Origin of the sequence: Sulfuricaulis sp. (assembly GCF_024653915.1) — a bacterium.
Taxonomy (GTDB): Bacteria; Pseudomonadota; Gammaproteobacteria; order Acidiferrobacterales; family Sulfurifustaceae; genus Sulfuricaulis.
Window position 1 is genome coordinate 23,024 of the sequence record NZ_JANLGY010000013.1, and the last position, 16,874, is coordinate 39,897.

Here is a 16,874-nt window from a genome sequence, read left to right on the forward strand (position 1 = left end):
GCGACCCTGAGCGAGATCTTGCGACGGATTGACCCCGGAAAAACCGGAATCAACCCGAAGATCAGTCAGTAAAGATTCGATATATACATCATTACGGGAGATAGGCATGTCGATGATTTTTGTTAAACGGCTCCCAGGCGTTGTTTCCCGCCTGATCTTGGGTTTGAGCCTGTGGTTTACGGTACCTACCGCATTTGCCGAATACGGTCTGAACTTTCAAAGACCAGTTAGCGCGATTGCGCACAAGCTGCTGGATTTGCACAATTTGATCCTGATTATATGCGTGGTCATTTTCGTGATCGTGTTCGGTTTTATGTTTTATTCCATTTTCGCGCACCGCAAGAGCCGTGGGCACAAGGCCGCCCAATTCCACGAGAACGCCAAGCTGGAAGTTGTCTGGACGGTTATCCCCTTCGTGATCCTGGTAAGCATGGCGCTGCCGTCCACCGCCACACTGTTGGAAATGAGCGACACCAGCAAATCCGACCTGACGGTCAAGATCACCGGTTATCAGTGGAAGTGGAAATACGATTATCTTGATCAGGATATTTCCTACTTCAGTTCGATGACTACACCGCCTGACCAGGTTGGTTCCCCGCGTTTTTCCAAAGAAGGTTTCAAGCCCGGTGCTGATAAGAACAAGGAATACCTGCTGGAAGTGGATAACCCGATTGTGCTGCCGGTGGGCAAAAAAGTCCGGCTCTTGGTGACCGCCAACGACGTGATTCATGCCTGGTGGGTGCCGCAATTGGGCGTGAAGAAGGACGCCATCCCCGGCTTCATCAATGACATGTGGACCCGCATCGATGAGCCCGGTATCTACCGTGGCCAATGCGCCGAGCTGTGTGGCAAGGATCATGGTTACATGCCGATTGTGGTCAATGCCGTGACTACCGAGGATTTCACCAAGTGGGTCGCCATGCAGAAGAACAAGGCCGCGGCCGAATCCGCCGGCGGAGCCAAGACCTGGGGTAAAGACGAACTGATGGAGAAGGGCAAGAAGGTCTATGCCACCACCTGCGCTGCCTGTCATGGCGCCAATGGCGAAGGCATGGGTCCGTTCCCGAAAATGACGGGTAGCCCGGTCTCCAACGGCCCGCTCGACGCGCACCTGAATATCGTTATGAACGGCAAGGCCGGCACCGCGATGCAGGCGTTCGCCGCCCAATTGAACGACACCGATATCGCCGCCGTGGTGACCTTTGAACGCAACGGGTTCGGTAACAAGACCGGTGACGTGGTGCAACCGTCCCAGGTCAAGACCCTGCGCAAGTAACACATCGAATTCCGAGAGGAGATAGCTAAACATGGCAACCGCACATCACGCAGATCATCCCACCGGCATTTCCCGCTGGTTGTTCACCACTAACCACAAGGACATCGGCACGCTGTACCTGGTGTTCGCCTTCGTCATGGCCATCATCGGCGGCCTCATGTCGCTGGTGATCCGCGCCGAACTCTGGCAGCCCGGCTTGCAGATGGTGGATCCGCATTTCTTCAACCAGATGACCACCGTGCACGCGCTCGTCATGATTTTCGGTTTCGCTATGCCCGGGTTCGTGGGCCTGGCCAACTGGCAGATCCCGATGATGATCGGCGCGCCGGATATGGCGCTGCCACGCCTGAACAATTGGTCATTTTGGCTGCTCCCGTTTGCCGCCACCCTCCTGATCCTGGGCCTGTTCATGCCCGGCGGCGGTCCGGCCGCGGGCTGGACGCTGTATCCGCCGCTGTCGGTCCAGGGTGGTATCGGTACGGACTTCACCCTGCTGTCCATTCATATGCTCGGCATGTCGTCGATCCTGGGCTCGATCAACATCATTGCCACGATCCTTAATATGCGCGCCCCCGGCATGACCCTGATGAAAATGCCGCTGTTTGTGTGGACCTGGCTTATCACCGCGTTCCTGCTGATCGCCGCCATGCCGGTGCTGGCCGGCGCGGTCACCATGCTGATTACTGACCGCCATTTTGGCACGTCGTTCTTCGATGCGGCGGGCGGCGGTGACCCGGTTCTGTGGCAGCACGTGTTCTGGTTCTTCGGCCACCCGGAGGTGTACATCCTGGTGCTGCCGGCGTTCGGCGTGTTTTCGCAGGTCATCCCGACCTTCGCGCGCAAGCCGCTGTTTGGTTACGACTCGATGGTCTATGCCACGGCCTCGATCGCGTTTCTGTCGTTCATCGTGTGGGCGCACCACATGTACACCGTCGGCATGCCGATGGCGGGCGAACTGTTCTTCATGTACGCCACCATGCTGATCGCGGTGCCGACCGGCGTGAAGGTATTCAACTGGGTTTCGACCATGTGGCGCGGCTCGATGACTTTCGAGACCCCGATGCTGTGGGCCATCGGCGGCGTGTTCACGTTCACCATCGGCGGCTTGTCGGGGCTCATGCTCGCGATCACGCCGGTGGACTTCCAGTATCACGATACCTATTTCGTCGTGGCGCATTTCCACTATGTCATCTTTGGCGCCTCCGTCTTTGGGCTGTTCGCGGCGGTTTATTACTGGCTTCCGAAGTGGACTGGCCACATGTACAACGAGACGCTCGGCAAATGGCATTTCTGGTTGACCATGATTGGTTTCACGCTCACGTTCTTCCCGCAGCATTTTCTCGGGCTGGCCGGCATGCCGCGGCGCATTCCCGATTACGCGCTGCAGTTCACCGAGTTCAACCAGTGGTCGACGGTGGGCGCGTTCATGACCATTGCCGCCCAGTTCCTCTTCTTCTATCTGGCGATCCGCTGCATGAAGGGCGGATCCAAGGCGACCGACAAGGTCTGGGAAGGCGCCGACGGCCTGGAATGGACCCTGTCCTCACCACCGCCGTATCACAGCTTCACGGTGGCGCCGAAGGTAAAATAGGCGACACCTGAATCACCATGTCTGATGTTCAGATTCAAAAACAGCGGCAACGCATCCATCTCACGGTGGCAGCGCTGGTGACGCTGGTGGCGGTGATGTTCATATCTGCGGCATTCCTGAGGCTTGGCGCATGACGGTAAACCAGGGCAGGAAGCAGGCCAATCGCCGGATGGCAATGAAGCTGGCTGTGGTGACCGTGGCCATGTTCGGTTTCGGTTACGCGCTGTCGCCGATGTATGACCTGATGTGCAAGGCCTTCGGACTCAACGGTAAAACCGGGCGCATCGAAGAGCAGGCCGTTGCGCAAAATGTGGATTTGAACCGTACCGTGACCGTGGAATTCACCGGAATGGCCACCAGTGGCCTGCCTTGGGAATTCAAGCCGCTCGTGAAAAAGCTCGAGGTGCATCCGGGCGAAACCATGGAGGTGAAGTATCTTGCCCGTAATCTGGCGCAAGAGGAAATCACCGGCCAGGCTATCCCGAGCGTGGCGCCCGGCATTTCCGCGATGCATTTCAAGAAGATCGAGTGTTTTTGCTTCACCCAGCAGACCCTGAAGCCGGGAGAGACGCGCGAGATGCCGGTACGGTTTGTGGTCGATGCCGGGTTGGACAAGGACGTGCAGACGATTACGTTGTCGTATTCGTTCTTCAATACCAACAAGCTGTCAGCGAAGAAATACGGTGGTGAAGCGCTCGGGCAAGGTGAAGAACATGCCCAACACGTGCATCCGGTCACGGCGTCCGGTAGTTAAACACTTAAGTTATGATTATCTACCGCAGAGGGCGCAGAGAAAAAATCATGAAAATTAACTGGAAAATCTCTGCGATCTCTGCGGTGAAAATTCATATTTCAAAGATTCCTAAGCAATTCTAATTAGAGGATATAAGCATGTCCGCTGCCCACTCTGGTAACAATTATTATCTGCCCAATCCGAGCGCCTGGCCGGTTATCACTTCGGCCGGACTGTTTTCGCTGGCGCTGGGCTTTGTTCTGTTCATGAACGACATCAAGGCTGGATCCTGGGCCATGCTGCTCGGGGCGGCGATTATCATCTTCATGATGATCCGCTGGTTCGGTCAGGTGATCGGCGAGTCCGAAAGCGGCATCTATAACGCCCAGGTGGACCGTTCCTTCCGTTGGGGCATGGCGTGGTTCATCTTCTCCGAGGTCATGTTCTTCGCCGCCTTCTTCGGCGCGCTGTTCTACGTTCGCCAGTTTTCCACTGTCTGGCTGGGCGATACCGAATTATTGTGGCCCGGTTTTGATGCCGCCTGGCCGACCGCTGGACCGAAGGGGCCGACAGCGATCGTCGCGGACACGGTTCCCGGCATGAACCAGTTTTCACCGATGGGTGCCTGGGGTATTCCCGCGATCAATACCCTGATCCTGCTGAGCTCGGGCGCCACCGTAACTTGGGCGCACTGGGGCCTGCTGAAGGACAACCGCGCGCAGCTCATTACCGGCCTGTTCCTTACCGTCACGCTGGGCATCACGTTCCTGTCGTTACAAGCCTACGAATACATCCATGCCTACACGGAACTGGGGCTCACGCTCAAGACCGGCGTTTACGGTGCCACCTTCTTCATGCTTACCGGTTTCCACGGAATGCACGTGACCTTGGGCACGATCATGCTGATCGTCATTCTGGGCCGCTCAATCGTGGGACATTTTCGTCCGGACCATCACTTTGGTTTCGAGGCCGTGGCCTGGTACTGGCATTTTGTGGACGTGGTCTGGCTCGGCCTGTTCATCTTCGTGTACTGGTTCTGACCGGGAACAGGTTTTAAAATAAAAAAGGCGCTGCCAAAGTGGCAGCGCCTTTTTTATTTAAGGGCAGCATTTATTCTGATTTTTTCAGCGCAAAACGTTCAGTCCCTGGGGCGGGATAATGCCGAAGTGATAGCCAGCCATCAGCAGCAAGAACAGTGTGATGGAAAGTCCAATGCGCCAGGTGAGTGCCTTGGCCGTGCGCGTGCCGCGCCCCTTGTCCCGGTAGAGGAAAACCAGAGCCGAGAACAGGCTGGCAAGGATCAGCACCAGCATGAGAATGACGGCAATCTTGATCAGCATCAAACAGAATGTCCGGTAACGGGAGGAAACTGCATTATACTGAAGATCCCGATGAATTACTGCGCCGCTTTCACCTGAATGTTTTTCCCCCGACACTTCCGGCTGAGACTGATCCCGAGCCTGATGGTGGCGGTACTGTTGCCGCTGTTTCTGTATCTGGGCTATTGGCAGCTGCAACGAGCGGAGGAAAAGCGCCTGATGCAGTCGGAGTATGATACGCGTGCGAACGGCCCGGCTGTGCAAGTCGAAGGGCGCGTGCAGCGTCCGGATGAACTTCAGTTCTACCGTGTGGTTGCCAAGGGACATTACGAAACCGGTTACCAGGTCCTGATAGACAACCGCGTGCAGCAGGGGCGTGTTGGCTATCATGTCATCACGCCGCTCAAGCTCCAGGACAGCGAGGTGCGGCTGCTCGTCAATCGCGGCTGGATCGCGATCGGTGCCGATCGCCGTCAGCTGCCGGCATTCGAAACGCCCACGGGCTTGCAGCAGATCACCGGCGTGGCTACCGTGCCGGCGGAAAAATATTTCACGCTGGCCCAGCCGGAACCAGGCTGGCAGCGCGTGTGGCAGAACATGGACATGGCGCGTTATAGCGCGTCCGTGCCGTTTCCGGTGCAGCCGGTGGTGGTGTTGCTCGATCCCGCGGATGCCGCTGGTGGATTTATCCGCGACTGGAGCCGGCTTGATGCCGGAATCTCCGTGCATCAGGGGTATGCCTTTCAGTGGTTCATGCTGGCCGCGGCGCTGTCCAGCATCTATATTTTCTTAAGCCTGCGCCGCCGTGACGCGGGCCTGCAGGAGGAAAAAGAATCATGACCGCATCCGTCAAACGCGCTGCCGCGCGCCGGAAAATTCTTATGCTGGCGGCCTTGTTCGCCTTGCCCGTCATCGTCGCCTATGGGTTGTATTTCAGCGGCTGGCGTCCCGCCGCGTTCGGCAATCATGGCGAGCTGGTGCAGCCGGCGCGCCCGATCGTGGATGCCGCGCTAACGCTGCTCGACGGCAAGACCCTGCACTTCCGCGAGCTGCGCGGCAAATGGACGCTGATCGTGTTCAGCCCGGCCGAATGCCTCAGCCCCTGCGAGCGCAATCTGGTGAAAATGCGCCAGGTCATGGCCGCGCAGGGCCAGAATGCCGAGCGTGTCCAGAGTCTTATTGTAGTGACGGATGCTAAAGCGCGTGACTGGCTGAAGTATGCCATCAAGGATTATCCTGGCCTGCGCGCGGTCGTTGGCTCGTCGGAGGCGATGGAAGCGCTGGCGCGCCAGTTCGCACTGTCTGTCGGCAGCCCGCTCGACAACCTGAATCGCATTTATTTAGTCGACCCGCTGGGCAACTTCATGATGAGCTATCCTGCCGATGCCGATGGGAACGGCATTCGCAAGGACCTGGCGCGCCTGCTGCGCGTCTCGCGCATCGGTTGAGATGGCGGAAATACCGGAAATTTCAGGGTTTTTTCGGTGCGACCGGCTTGATCTGGGGCATACCATGTTTTTCCATACCCACGTAAAATAACCCGCCCAATGGAACCCGCGAGCAAAATCGAATCCGTCAACACCGCCGCGAACCCGCGCCGGCTGCGTAGCCGCGCCGGCGAATATTATGAACTGACCAAGCCGCGCGTGGTCTCGTTGATTGTCTTCACCGCCGTGGTGGGCATGTTTCTGTCGGTGCCGTCCGGTCTACCAGCGCTGCCCTTGCTGCTCGGGACGCTCGGTATCGCGCTCGCCGCCGGGTCCGCCGCCGCCATTAACCAGATTCTCGATCTGCGTTTCGATTCCGGCATGACGCGCACCAGCTTCCGTCCGTTGCCGACCGGCACGCTGACCACGCGCGAGGCGCTGATCTTCGCGTTGATCCTGGGTGTGGCCTCGATGGCTATTCTGGTGCTGTGGGTCAACATGCTCACTGCCGTGCTGACGTTCATTTCGCTCATCGGTTACTCGATCGTCTACACCGTGTATCTCAAGCACGCCACGCCGCAGAATATCGTCATTGGTGGGGCCGCTGGCGCCGCGCCGCCGGTCCTCGGTTGGGCCGCCATTACCGGCGAAGTTACCTCCGATGCGCTGCTGCTGTTCCTGATCATCTTCCTGTGGACCCCGCCGCATTTTTGGGCGCTGGCGCTGTACCGCGAGAAGGAATACGCCAAGGTCGGTATCCCCATGCTGCCGGTCACCCATGGGCGCAAATTCACCCAGCTCCAGATTTTGCTCTATACCGTGCTGCTGGTAGCGGTGACGATCATGCCGTTTGCCACGCACATGAGCGGCTGGCTGTATCTCGTCGGCGCGGTGGTGCTGAACGCGGGCTTCCTGTATTACGCCGTGCGGCTGTATCGGAATTACAGCGATGAGCTTTCACGCAAGACTTTCCGCTACTCGATCAACTACCTCGCCCTGTTGTTCGCGCTGCTGCTGGTCGACCATTACCGCGTCTATATCCACGAGGCGCTGCAATCCGCGCTGTATTAAGAAAGATTGAATAGACAGGATTTACAGGATTAAAACCAAGGCACGTTAATCTCTAATCTTGTTAATCTTGTTAATCTTGTTAATCTTGTTAATCCTGTAAGTCCTGTCCATTAATTGGTTTTTGTTTCTTTTTCCATGAATAAACCCTGTTATTTACGATCTCTGGTCTTTTTCCTGGTGGCATTGTTTATTGCCGCCTGCACGCCGGCGCCGACGTTCAAATCCATGGACATCAGCGGCGTGGAATGGGGCAGCGATTTCACGCTCACCGCGCACACCGGCAAGCCGGTCAGGGCCTCCGAATTCAGCGGAAAAGTCGTGATCATGTTCTTCGGCTACACCCACTGCCCGGATATCTGCGCGCCGACCCTGGTGAGGCTCGATCAGGTAATGAAGCGCCTTGGCGATGAAGCCAAGGATGTTCAAGTGCTGTTCGTCACGGTGGATCCCGAGCACGACACCGTGAAACAACTGGCGGGCTTTATTCCTCCGTTTAATCCTTCCTTTATCGGCCTCACCGGCAGCGACAAGGAAATCGCCGCCGTTGCAAGCGAATACAAGGTGGCTTACGGCAAGAATCCCCAAAGCATGACCGGGAAGATTCTGGTGGACCATTCCACGGGGATTCTGGTCAAAGACAAAAAGGGGAAGCTACGGTTGCTGGTGAAAAATGATGTCGCGGTCGATGATCTTGAACATGATGTCAGGGTTTTGTTGAGAGAGAAGAATTAAATTCCGTTGCCCTCATTATCTTACATGTAGGGTGGGTTAGGCGCTTTTTGCCGTAACCCACCGAACAATCTGTTGTGTCGGCTTCGCCAATGATGAAAAGCTAATTGCGGGTTGCTCCGCCATGCACTCTGGGTGACTTTTGACCGAAGCCATCCCTGGCTTCGGCCCTGCGGACGCGCTGAAGCGCACCCAATTTTGTTCCCGACAAAATTGTGTTTCGGCAAAAGTCACCAAAACCACTCCCCCCGGAGCCGCCGACCTTTCCCGCTATGTATCCCGCTCCGCGGGAAAGTCCAGGGCGCACATCCCTGTGCGCCCGTTCGCGCTGCCACTGGCAGCGCTCACCCTTGCGCTTCTCGCCCGCCTCGGCGCTCGCCTAACTCGCCGGGCGCTAGACAACGCGCCTCGGGCTCGATCAAAAGTCTCGCGACACCCCCGAGGCGGACTGCGATGCTCGGCGGCGGCTACGGGGTATGGAGCAACATCTTGCCCTGCCAAATTTGCACTTTGGTGGCCTTGCAGGGTTTGTCGAATCGGTTAATACTGCATCGCCATACCGACTTATGACCTAAGTTCATGTTGGCAAACAACTTATGGTCTTCTGGCCCCGCTAGGTTATACGCCACGGGTCCAAGTTACGTTGTGCGCCGGCCCTCGCTATAACGCGACAGGACTTCCCAGTCCCTCTCGCGTACTCGGGCACGGCGCGTTTGTTCTGCTGCGCAGGCCCCGGCCGTCCTGCGGCTGAGAAACGCCACAGTGACTCTACGCCTCGCGAAGCTCGGCTGCCGGGGACTACGCGCCATCGCTTCGCTCTCCCTGGCGCGCAGCGTACGTCAAAAAGTGACATCTAAATTACGTTAGAGATCAAAATATGGCCGAGCCTTCTGATAGAGCATTCCAAGATAAAGTCGAATCAATATCTTTATCCATAATCGGGTGTAGTTTTTTGGCAGGGGCTTTCATCGTTGGGTATCAATGTTTCCAGTGGCTAAAAACCGGTGTCTGGCCCGAATTGCCTCTCGTATATCTCTTCATCTGGTCACAAATAGACATATCTTCTATCTCTTATATGCAGTGGGAAGGAATAAAGAAAATACTCACATGGCTGTTAATAGAAACACCGCTTTCACTTTTTACTGTTGGGGTAGGTGCGGTAATTGGTGTTCTATTCAAAGAAGCATGTTTGACTTGGCAAGTACCCAACAAACCGACATCAAATGATCTCTAACTTCGTGTTCGAGGCCGACGCGGTAAGCTGCCGCACCGTTTCTTGTTGGCGCCGTGGCCCGCGCGGCTCAACGCGGCGTTATGTGTAAAAAAGGAATTTAGATATGAGCTATATCAAACATACACTAATGATAATCCTGCTAATCTCATCAACGACAAATGCGGGCTGGGTTGATAAACAAGGCAATAAAATACCTGATTCTGACAATATGAAATCAGCTGGTGATTTGATTGCACAGTTAGTTATTACAGACAACGAAGCACAGGTACTCAAAAACTGGAGCACACCATCGCAAAGCGTTTATTTTCCAACTGCTGACAAAATCGAAAGAAATAAAATAATTACAGCTTTTATTGTTTTCGGCGGCTGTGCTGTCGATGCTAATGGAAATTGTGATCTAAGAATGCAAATCACAGTGTATCAACCGGACGGTAAAATATACTCAAAATTGCCAGTTATGGAGGTCTGGTCAGGTAAACCAGTGCCGCCAAATAGAAGTCTTGGCCTAAGTGTTGAGTATATGCGGATCATAATTGAGCCTGGCGAACAACTAGGGAAGTATAAAATCGACACTAAGGTTGTTGATAAAATAAGCAGTAATAGCATGATTCTTACATCACACTTTACGGCAGTAGAAGCAAATGAGTAAAACACATAACAGGGCGCTCGTTCGGATGCAAACTACGCTGCGCTTCGTTTGCACCGCACAGCTTGGCCGTTAGGTTGCCAAAAAATAGTGGCCACAATGAGCACAACGAATATCCAAATAGAAGGATGAATATCCTTGGTTTCAACCTCAGCAATAGTGATCTTTGGCTCCTGGGAGCCGCTGGAGTTTGTCTTGCTTGGCTGGTTCAACATAGGCTTTCGTTCTGGCGAGAGCGCGAAGCTCGCCGGGCTGCCGCCTGCGTGAAATTTCAGAATTCCGTTATTACTATTCTTTCCGGTCTCTATCCAGTCCCTAGCGATTGGCCAGATGAGAAAATTACAATAATCAAAATTCTTGAAGGTCGGTTCCAAACCCTCCAAGCCGCAGTCGCCGAGTTCCGTACAAGTCTGCCTTGGTATAAAAAGTTCTTTTTCGACCGCGCTTGGCGCATATATCGTCTTGGCAAAGACGGGCGAGAAATTGACGGCCAGTACTACTGGCAGTATGTGCCGCACAAAGGAGACGGTATTGAACATGGAAGCTATTACAAACATGACAATACGAATACATACAAAGATGACTTCAAGAAAAACGTTGGCCGTCTTCTCAACTATGCAAAGGCAACCTAACCACCGCTTCCACGGGACGTCTGCGCTAACGCGCCGTCGCCCGTGAAGCTGGGCGTTAGACGCTATCTACATACTTAGCTTTTTCACTTTCCCCGTGCTCCCCGTGGTTCCAGTCAATTTTTAATGGGACCGGTGGAGGTCAACCGGCCCACGATCAATCCGTGGAAATAATCGGCTTCTGACTGGAAGCGCCAGCCAAGGTGTGTGCGGCAGTTCGCGCACAAGACGATGCGCCAGGCGTATCCCGCAAACCAGGTGAATTCCGCCGTTGATTCACCGACAACGGCGCAGCCGGTGGCCTCGCGATAACAGCCGATGTGATAGGTGATGCCGTGGGGATTGGCGAAGCGGTGTTCGTGCCCGCCCTGTACAGGGACGCGTTCGTCCTGATGCGTGATGAAGTGACGGCAGGCGGCGCAGAACAGGCGCTTTTCTTTTTCTGGTTCTATGTTCTCTTGTTGTTTAACCGTATGTTTATTGTCTTCCTCCGTCTGGGGATCGAAAAAAAGCAGGGTGGGGGCAAGCGCCATCGCCATGGCCGTTCCGCTCAGGAGAACAGGGTCAATACTCCGGTGAAGCCGTACAACCGGTTATGTGAGATTTCACCGTTGGCGAAAAAGCCCACCAGCGGGATGTCGCCCAGTTCCTGGCGGATGGCGCGCAATTCCGCCGAGTCTTCCCCAAACATGTGCACGCCGCGGCCAAGGCAGGAATAGTAAACGCCGCCCTTGGGGCGGCCGACCAGGCGTGACTTTATGTCACGCAGCATGCGCAGCAGGTCTTCGTAGGCCGTGTTGATGTCGCGCCGGCAGAACATGATAGTGTCCCCGGGATTCAGGTAGCCACCCACGGCCAGCAGCTTGTTCTCCGTGTCCACGCCCATCAGGTTGCGCACCACATAATCCCCGGTGTCCGATCCCTTGATGGGGAAACCCGCGAAGATGTATCCCGCGGCGCGCGACAGGTCACGCGCCAGGACCTCGCCCACTTCCTCGTTGAACACATCGAGCGCCGGCCGGTCGTCGATGCGGATGGCGATGTTGTTCTGGCATTCGGTGACCTGGTGTTTCTGACCCAGCGGCGAGCAGCCTTGCGTGTGCGCGGTGGCGACCGGCACTTTCGAGGAAAATACCACGCCCGACAGGCCGCCCTCGGTCAGGCCACCGGCGATCTGGAAATTCGGCCCGCGCGAAGAGCTCAGTCCGCCGACCAGGTAGCCGTCGTTGATGGCCTCGGCCAGCTCGGCGATGAAGGTTGGCGTTTTCGGATTGCGCGGATCGCCGTGTACCACGCCAAAGTGCGCATCAAATTTTTCGCACCAGACACGGTGTTCGGCGAATTCATCGATATCGGCTTTGATTGCCGGGAATACGCGGAAACTGTCCGGCGGGAAGTCGGCGATCATCACACTGAGCGCGGGCTCGTCGTTGTATTCCTGCGAGGTGGCGCAGACCCCGACGCCGACGCTGCCGACCCAGTGAATAATGTCGGTCTGTTCTTTGAAAAATGTGAGGATGTTGGGCAGATCGGTGGCCAGAAGGTCGGTGACATAGAGAAAGCCGAGATTAGCCTCCGGAGGGACATTGCCGATCTGGGCCAGGCAGGCATTGGCGGCTAGCCGCCAGTCCGTGGCCGTGGCATGTGCCACGCGGAACATGTCCATATCAAATCCCTTGAACGAGGATGGGCTTAAGCCCGATGGGAGAGATAATATAGACAATTGGATTGGGTTAGAACCCGCTCCCTCAAACCCCGAAATAAAAAGGAATTTTTATGACCCGGCTGGTGCAAAAACGCTCACGCAAGACCGGTTTGCCGCCCGGCACCGCCGTGCACATCGGCGAGAAGAAAAGCGAACAGACGCGCATCCAGCTGTTGCATTACGACGCCGTGCAGGTGACGGAGAGGGAGCTTGAGGACATCGAGGATGGCGAGAGTTTGCGCCCGGGAACGGGTGTGACCTGGGTGCATGTCACGGGTGTGCACGACGTGGCGTTGCTGGACAAGATCGGCCGCGGCTTCGGGCTTCACCCGCTGGTGCTGGAGGACATCTCGAACACCGACCAGCGTCCGAAGTTCGAGGATTACGGCGACTATATCTATGTCGTGCTCAAGATGCTGCACGACGGTCCATCCAGCCGCGACATCGAGGCGGAACAGGTGAGCGTCATTTTCGGCAAGGATTTCGTGTTGTCTTTCGAAGAGGCCGAGCCGACGGTTTTCGATCCGGTGCGTGAGCGTATCCGCGCCGGGCGTGCCCGGGTGCGCGAACGTGGCGCGGACTATCTTGCGTACAGCTTGCTGGATGCGGTGGTGGACAATTATTTTTCACTGCTGGAACAGGTCGGTGAGCGCATGGAGCTACTCCAGGATGAACTGCTGACGTTGCCGACGCCCCGGATGCAGCAGAGCCTGCATCGGCTCCGGCGCGAGATGGTGCTGCTGCGCAAATCGGTATGGCCCCTGCGCGAGGTGCTGAGCGGGTTGGAGCGTGGCCGATCCGGCCTTATCAGGGAAGATACGTATATATATCTGCGGGACGTGTACGACCACACGGTGCACGTGATCGATACCATTGAAACCTTTCGTGACATGATTGGCGGTCTGATGGACATCTATTTGATGAGCCTGAGCAATCGCATGAACGAGATCATGAAGGTGCTAACGATCATTGCCACTATCTTCATGCCGCTGTCTTTTATCGCCAGCCTTTATGGCATGAATTTCCGTCACATGCCCGAGCTGGACTGGCCCTGGGGCTATCCGCTGGTGTTGCTGCTGATGGTGGCGGTGACCGGAGGCTTGCTGCTGTTCTTCCGGCGGAAGAAATGGATCTAAAGTGGCGCGCGATCAGCTAACGCAGGCTATGAATGTCGAGGGCGCAGGTAAATGATGGGGATTTGTTGAGCGTCAGCGACAGCGCGTAGGCGGCTGCCGGTTGCATGTTTACCGTGACCATTTCGACGTTAGCGATGCGGCAGGTGGCGCTGAGCTTGGTGAGCCAGTCGTAGTACACCTCGTCGATCAGGCGCACGCTCTTGAGGTCGTACACCAGGCGGCGTGCCTCGTTATGCTGGAGAAAATCGAGCACTGGGGCGACCATGGACTCCGGGTTGCTGGGGTCCAATCCTTCGCCGGGTTCCAGCAGCACATTGCCGTCCCCGATGGGTGTCAGATGAATGCCTTCAATCATGACGTCCGGTTCCTTTTCATTTGTTGCATTACAATCCTTTAGTGGTTGGCAGTGAAGCTTACTTGCCGGGGCGACTGACCTCAATGTTCAGCTGACGGAACGCCTCTTTCAGGCCCTCGGACAACTTGGAGCGCGTGGTCACGCTGGTCAGGTCGATATTCAAGCTGGTCAGCGCGCGCGCGATCTCCGGCCGGATGCCGGTCAGGATGGCGGTGGCGCCCATGAGGCCGGTGGCGCGGATCATCTGTATCAGGTGATGTGACACCTGCGAGTCGATCGCCATCACGCCGGTAACGTCGATGACCACCACGCGCGCACGGTCCGATTCGATGCGCGACAGCAGCTTTTCCATGACAATCATGGTGCGCGAGGAATCGAGCGAGCCGATGATGGGCAACGTCAGTACGCCATCCCAGATTTCGGTGATGGGCGTGGAGGTCTGTTTCAGCTCCTCCTGTTGTGCCTGAATGGTCTTTTCCTTGGTTTCCAGGTAGATGTGAAATACTTCCAGGATGATGTCGTTGAAGATACTTCCGAGCAGCATCAGGATCTCACGCGATTTCTCAAAGTCGACCGACTTGTCGGCCTCGAGATTTTCCAAAAAGGTGCTCTGAAGGAAGTGGACATAGCGTACGAATTCGTCCATGTCGCCGCCGCGCACCTGGATTTGCTGCGAGAAATTGGCAAAGAATTGCCGCAGTGCCTTGTATTCTGCGCCACGCCGGTCCACTTTATCGCCGGCTTGTAGCAACATGGTCAGCAGCTCGAGAAATTCAAGACTGTAATCGTTGATCTCGTTGTTCGAGAGCAGGTTCTTGTGTCCGAAGATGCTCTGCCCCTGTTTCTCGATGATGGCCGAGATCTTCCCCACGTTAAGCATGAGCTGTTCAATCAATATCTGATTGGTCGTTTTTTGCTGCGGTGTTTCCTTGGCCATGACTATTTCCTCGTATTTTGGTTTACGCGAATGGTTAATGCGGACCGGTCGTCGTTGTGCCGGCCCACGACTTGCCCCAGTACCAGCGCGATCACCTGCGGATGGAGCCGCCAAAGATCGGGAAAGGTACGCAGGGTCATGCTTCGCCGCAGGCCGTCGGAAGCGGTAATGAGCAGGGCCTGGTCGGGAAAGTCATAATTGAAGGTTTCCAGCGAGCGGTGGGCATGACCCAGCACACCGGGAGAAAACGAGATGGCTTTTTTATCGCCCTTGGAGATCAGGTGAGCGACCATGTCGCCGACGCCGCAAATCGTCATGTTGTGGGAGATATTATCGACCTCGCAGATCATGGCGACGGCGCCGCGTGTCCCCTGAAGTTTTGTGCTCAGGCGCTGCATCAACCCGTCCACCGGCGTTTCGTCGTCGAGGAAATAACCGACGCCCTCCACAACCTCTGCCGCCTCGCGACCGTGACCGAGCCCGTCCATGTGCAGCCAACGGGTTCTGGTTGCCCCGGTGCGGACCTGGATCAGGTCACCGTTGAATGTGCTGTCCTGGTAGGCTCGTGAGTAGACGCCGAGGTCGTGAAAATACTCCGGATCCGGATTATGTTGATAAAAACGTGACCACACGGCCGTGCCGTGCCAATCCGAATCCTTGGCGTGTTCGACCGGCAGGCTGTAAATCTCGCATAGATCGGACAAGCGCTTGATGGCACCCAATCCCTTGCCCATGGTACCGGCGGTGGTGAAGCCGTCCTGGATAGCATTCTGCACATTCAGAATGCCCTTTCCGTAATCGAAAGCGAACAGATCCAGGGCCGGCGCGGGATCGCTGGCCTCCCATATCTGCACCAGACCGTTGCCTTCGGCGTATTTGTTCTGATTCGTCACCATCTCATTGCATACCAGTTCCATATGTTCCCGTTTCAGATCGCTGAAACCCATGCGGCGCGACACGGCCCGCAGTTTCGAACGCAACAACACGAGCCCACTGTCACCCTTCGCCCCCTGCTCGATGAGCAATTTCATTTCGTCCCTGTAAAGCTATCTGCTACTTAAACGACCTTGACTCGAGACTCCTTGAGCTCATCGGATACAAAGCGGCCGCGGCCGAGATGCTTGGCCTCGTACAGGACCGTATCGGCGCGCCCGACCAGGCTTTCGATGCTTTCGTTTTCCTGTAACTGGGCGATACCGATACTGACCTTGCATTCCATCAAGTTGAGTATTTTGCTGGCGGCGCGCTGGGCAACCACTAAATCTGAATACAGAATAATGGCGAATTCATCACCCCCCATGCGGCAGGGGTGGTCCACGTGTTCGCGCACGCTGGCGCGCAGGGCCTTGGCCATTTTCTTCAGGTATTCGTCACCGTACTGATGCCCGTGGGTGTCGTTGACCTGCTTGAAAAAATCGAGGTCGAGCAGCATCAGGCTGAGCGGCTCGCCCTGGTGTTTGCAGCGCAGGAAGGCCTCGCGCAGGCGCGTGTCATAACCGCTGCGGTTGTACAGTCCCGTGAGGGCGTCGGTCTGGGCAGCCAGAATGGATTTGTTGAGTTCGTTCTTTTTCATCTCCAGCAGCGTTTCAAGTTCTTCCATCTCGATGCGCGCGCGTTGTTTGGCGCTTTCAAGGTCGGCGATGATTTGTTCATTGCGCCGCTTGAGCAGCGTTGAATCGGCGGACTCGCTGGCATTCTTGAGTCGCATGGTGAGGGCCTTGATGGTGTCGGCGGAGGGCGGCTTGGTCAGTGTGGCCAGGACTTCGTGCCGTTCTCCCCAAGCGAGACACAGGGACAGTTCTTCTATTATGTGAAGATTGACTTCCACGGGAGTCTTGGCCTTGGCGCAATCGTCGCGCAGGAGACGCAGCATACTTTCGAGCATGTTGGCCGAGGCAAAAACATTCCCGCCAAGCGCCTCGACGGCGTCCATCGCAAAGCGCGCGAGACGTTGCCGGTCGGGCTCGACAATAATGGTCAATGTCAGCATATTCTGCATTTATCGAGATCAGTGGTTTTGCCGCTGTAGTCCCGGAATTACACCTAATGCGTTGATTTATAGTGAGTGTAGTGCATAGGTCATGCC

Annotated in this window: 19 protein-coding genes; 12 read left to right on the forward strand and 7 right to left on the reverse strand. The window is 56.1% G+C overall.

Annotation, left to right across the window (positions count from 1 at the left end; genetic code table 11):
• Positions 1–106: 106 nt before the first annotated feature.
• The 4 genes from coxB to NUV55_RS06595 all read left to right on the forward strand — a co-directional run bounded on the left by coxB (position 107) and on the right by NUV55_RS06595 (position 4,640).
• The gene (coxB, locus tag NUV55_RS06580; protein ID WP_296671426.1) at positions 107–1,276 is read left to right on the forward strand and encodes a cytochrome c oxidase subunit II; all 1,170 of its coding nucleotides are present in this window, start codon (positions 107–109) and stop codon (positions 1,274–1,276) included.
• 31 nt (positions 1,277–1,307) lie between these two features.
• Complete coding sequence (gene ctaD / locus NUV55_RS06585; protein WP_296671428.1) at positions 1,308–2,867, forward strand: cytochrome c oxidase subunit I; 1,560 nt, start codon at positions 1,308–1,310, stop codon at positions 2,865–2,867.
• A gap of 130 nt (positions 2,868–2,997) precedes the next feature.
• Positions 2,998–3,621 carry a cytochrome c oxidase assembly protein gene (locus NUV55_RS06590; protein WP_296671429.1) on the forward strand — a complete coding sequence of 208 codons (624 nt, stop codon included), beginning with the start codon at positions 2,998–3,000 and terminating at the stop codon, positions 3,619–3,621.
• Between the two features lie 137 nt (positions 3,622–3,758).
• Positions 3,759–4,640 carry a cytochrome c oxidase subunit 3 gene (locus NUV55_RS06595; protein ID WP_296671431.1) on the forward strand — a complete coding sequence of 294 codons (882 nt, stop codon included), beginning with the start codon at positions 3,759–3,761 and terminating at the stop codon, positions 4,638–4,640.
• A gap of 84 nt (positions 4,641–4,724) precedes the next feature.
• Here NUV55_RS06595 and NUV55_RS06600 read toward each other — a convergent pair whose 3' ends face one another.
• Positions 4,725–4,940 (reverse strand): twin transmembrane helix small protein, encoded by a 216-nt coding sequence (locus tag NUV55_RS06600; RefSeq protein ID WP_296671433.1) that lies wholly within the window; start codon positions 4,938–4,940, stop codon positions 4,725–4,727.
• A gap of 78 nt (positions 4,941–5,018) precedes the next feature.
• Between NUV55_RS06600 and NUV55_RS06605 the strand changes: the two genes are divergently transcribed.
• From NUV55_RS06605 to NUV55_RS06635, 7 genes are all read left to right on the forward strand, one after another.
• Complete coding sequence (locus NUV55_RS06605) at positions 5,019–5,759, forward strand: SURF1 family protein (RefSeq protein ID WP_296671434.1); 741 nt, start codon at positions 5,019–5,021, stop codon at positions 5,757–5,759.
• A complete protein-coding gene (locus NUV55_RS06610; RefSeq protein WP_296671436.1) occupies positions 5,756–6,367 on the forward strand; it encodes an SCO family protein in 612 nt (203 codons plus the stop codon). The genes NUV55_RS06605 and NUV55_RS06610 overlap by 4 nt, the downstream gene beginning before the upstream one ends.
• A 99-nt stretch (positions 6,368–6,466) precedes the next feature.
• A complete protein-coding gene (locus NUV55_RS06615; RefSeq protein ID WP_296671438.1) occupies positions 6,467–7,417 on the forward strand; it encodes a heme o synthase in 951 nt (316 codons plus the stop codon).
• Between the two features lie 135 nt (positions 7,418–7,552).
• Entirely contained in the window at positions 7,553–8,149 is a 597-nt protein-coding gene (locus NUV55_RS06620) for an SCO family protein (protein WP_296671440.1), read from the forward strand.
• A gap of 874 nt (positions 8,150–9,023) precedes the next feature.
• Positions 9,024–9,380: a hypothetical protein gene (locus tag NUV55_RS06625; protein ID WP_296671442.1), complete on the forward strand. Its 357-nt coding sequence runs from the start codon at positions 9,024–9,026 to the stop codon at positions 9,378–9,380.
• Between the two features lie 103 nt (positions 9,381–9,483).
• Positions 9,484–10,029 carry a hypothetical protein gene (locus NUV55_RS06630; protein WP_296671444.1) on the forward strand — a complete coding sequence of 182 codons (546 nt, stop codon included), beginning with the start codon at positions 9,484–9,486 and terminating at the stop codon, positions 10,027–10,029.
• 125 nt (positions 10,030–10,154) lie between these two features.
• Positions 10,155–10,658 carry a hypothetical protein gene (locus NUV55_RS06635; RefSeq protein ID WP_296671445.1) on the forward strand — a complete coding sequence of 168 codons (504 nt, stop codon included), beginning with the start codon at positions 10,155–10,157 and terminating at the stop codon, positions 10,656–10,658.
• 113 nt (positions 10,659–10,771) lie between these two features.
• On the opposite strand, the gene NUV55_RS06640 is transcribed toward NUV55_RS06635, so the two are convergent.
• Both NUV55_RS06640 and NUV55_RS06645 read right to left on the reverse strand, forming a co-directional pair.
• A complete protein-coding gene (locus NUV55_RS06640) occupies positions 10,772–11,194 on the reverse strand; it encodes a cereblon family protein (protein WP_296671447.1) in 423 nt (140 codons plus the stop codon).
• An 11-nt stretch (positions 11,195–11,205) separates the two neighbouring features.
• Positions 11,206–12,321 (reverse strand): FIST C-terminal domain-containing protein, encoded by a 1,116-nt coding sequence (locus NUV55_RS06645; protein ID WP_296671448.1) that lies wholly within the window; start codon positions 12,319–12,321, stop codon positions 11,206–11,208.
• 110 nt (positions 12,322–12,431) lie between these two features.
• On the opposite strand from NUV55_RS06645, the gene corA reads away from it, so the two are divergent.
• Positions 12,432–13,496 carry a magnesium/cobalt transporter CorA gene (gene corA / locus NUV55_RS06650; protein ID WP_296671450.1) on the forward strand — a complete coding sequence of 355 codons (1,065 nt, stop codon included), beginning with the start codon at positions 12,432–12,434 and terminating at the stop codon, positions 13,494–13,496.
• Positions 13,497–13,512: 16 nt separating this feature from the next.
• Here the strand turns inward: corA and NUV55_RS06655 are convergent, their stop codons facing one another.
• Genes NUV55_RS06655 through NUV55_RS06670 form a run of 4 tightly spaced genes read right to left on the reverse strand, consistent with a single transcriptional unit; the run spans position 13,513 to position 16,778 of the window.
• Complete coding sequence (locus NUV55_RS06655) at positions 13,513–13,851, reverse strand: hypothetical protein (protein ID WP_296671451.1); 339 nt, start codon at positions 13,849–13,851, stop codon at positions 13,513–13,515.
• Between the two features lie 58 nt (positions 13,852–13,909).
• Positions 13,910–14,788 (reverse strand): STAS domain-containing protein, encoded by an 879-nt coding sequence (locus tag NUV55_RS06660; protein ID WP_296671453.1) that lies wholly within the window; start codon positions 14,786–14,788, stop codon positions 13,910–13,912.
• A 2-nt stretch (positions 14,789–14,790) separates the two neighbouring features.
• Positions 14,791–15,819, reverse strand: a complete 1,029-nt coding sequence (locus NUV55_RS06665; protein ID WP_296671455.1) for a SpoIIE family protein phosphatase — start codon at positions 15,817–15,819, stop codon at positions 14,791–14,793.
• Between the two features lie 26 nt (positions 15,820–15,845).
• Positions 15,846–16,778: a GGDEF domain-containing protein gene (locus tag NUV55_RS06670; RefSeq protein WP_296671456.1), complete on the reverse strand. Its 933-nt coding sequence runs from the start codon at positions 16,776–16,778 to the stop codon at positions 15,846–15,848.
• Positions 16,779–16,874 lie beyond the last annotated feature (96 nt).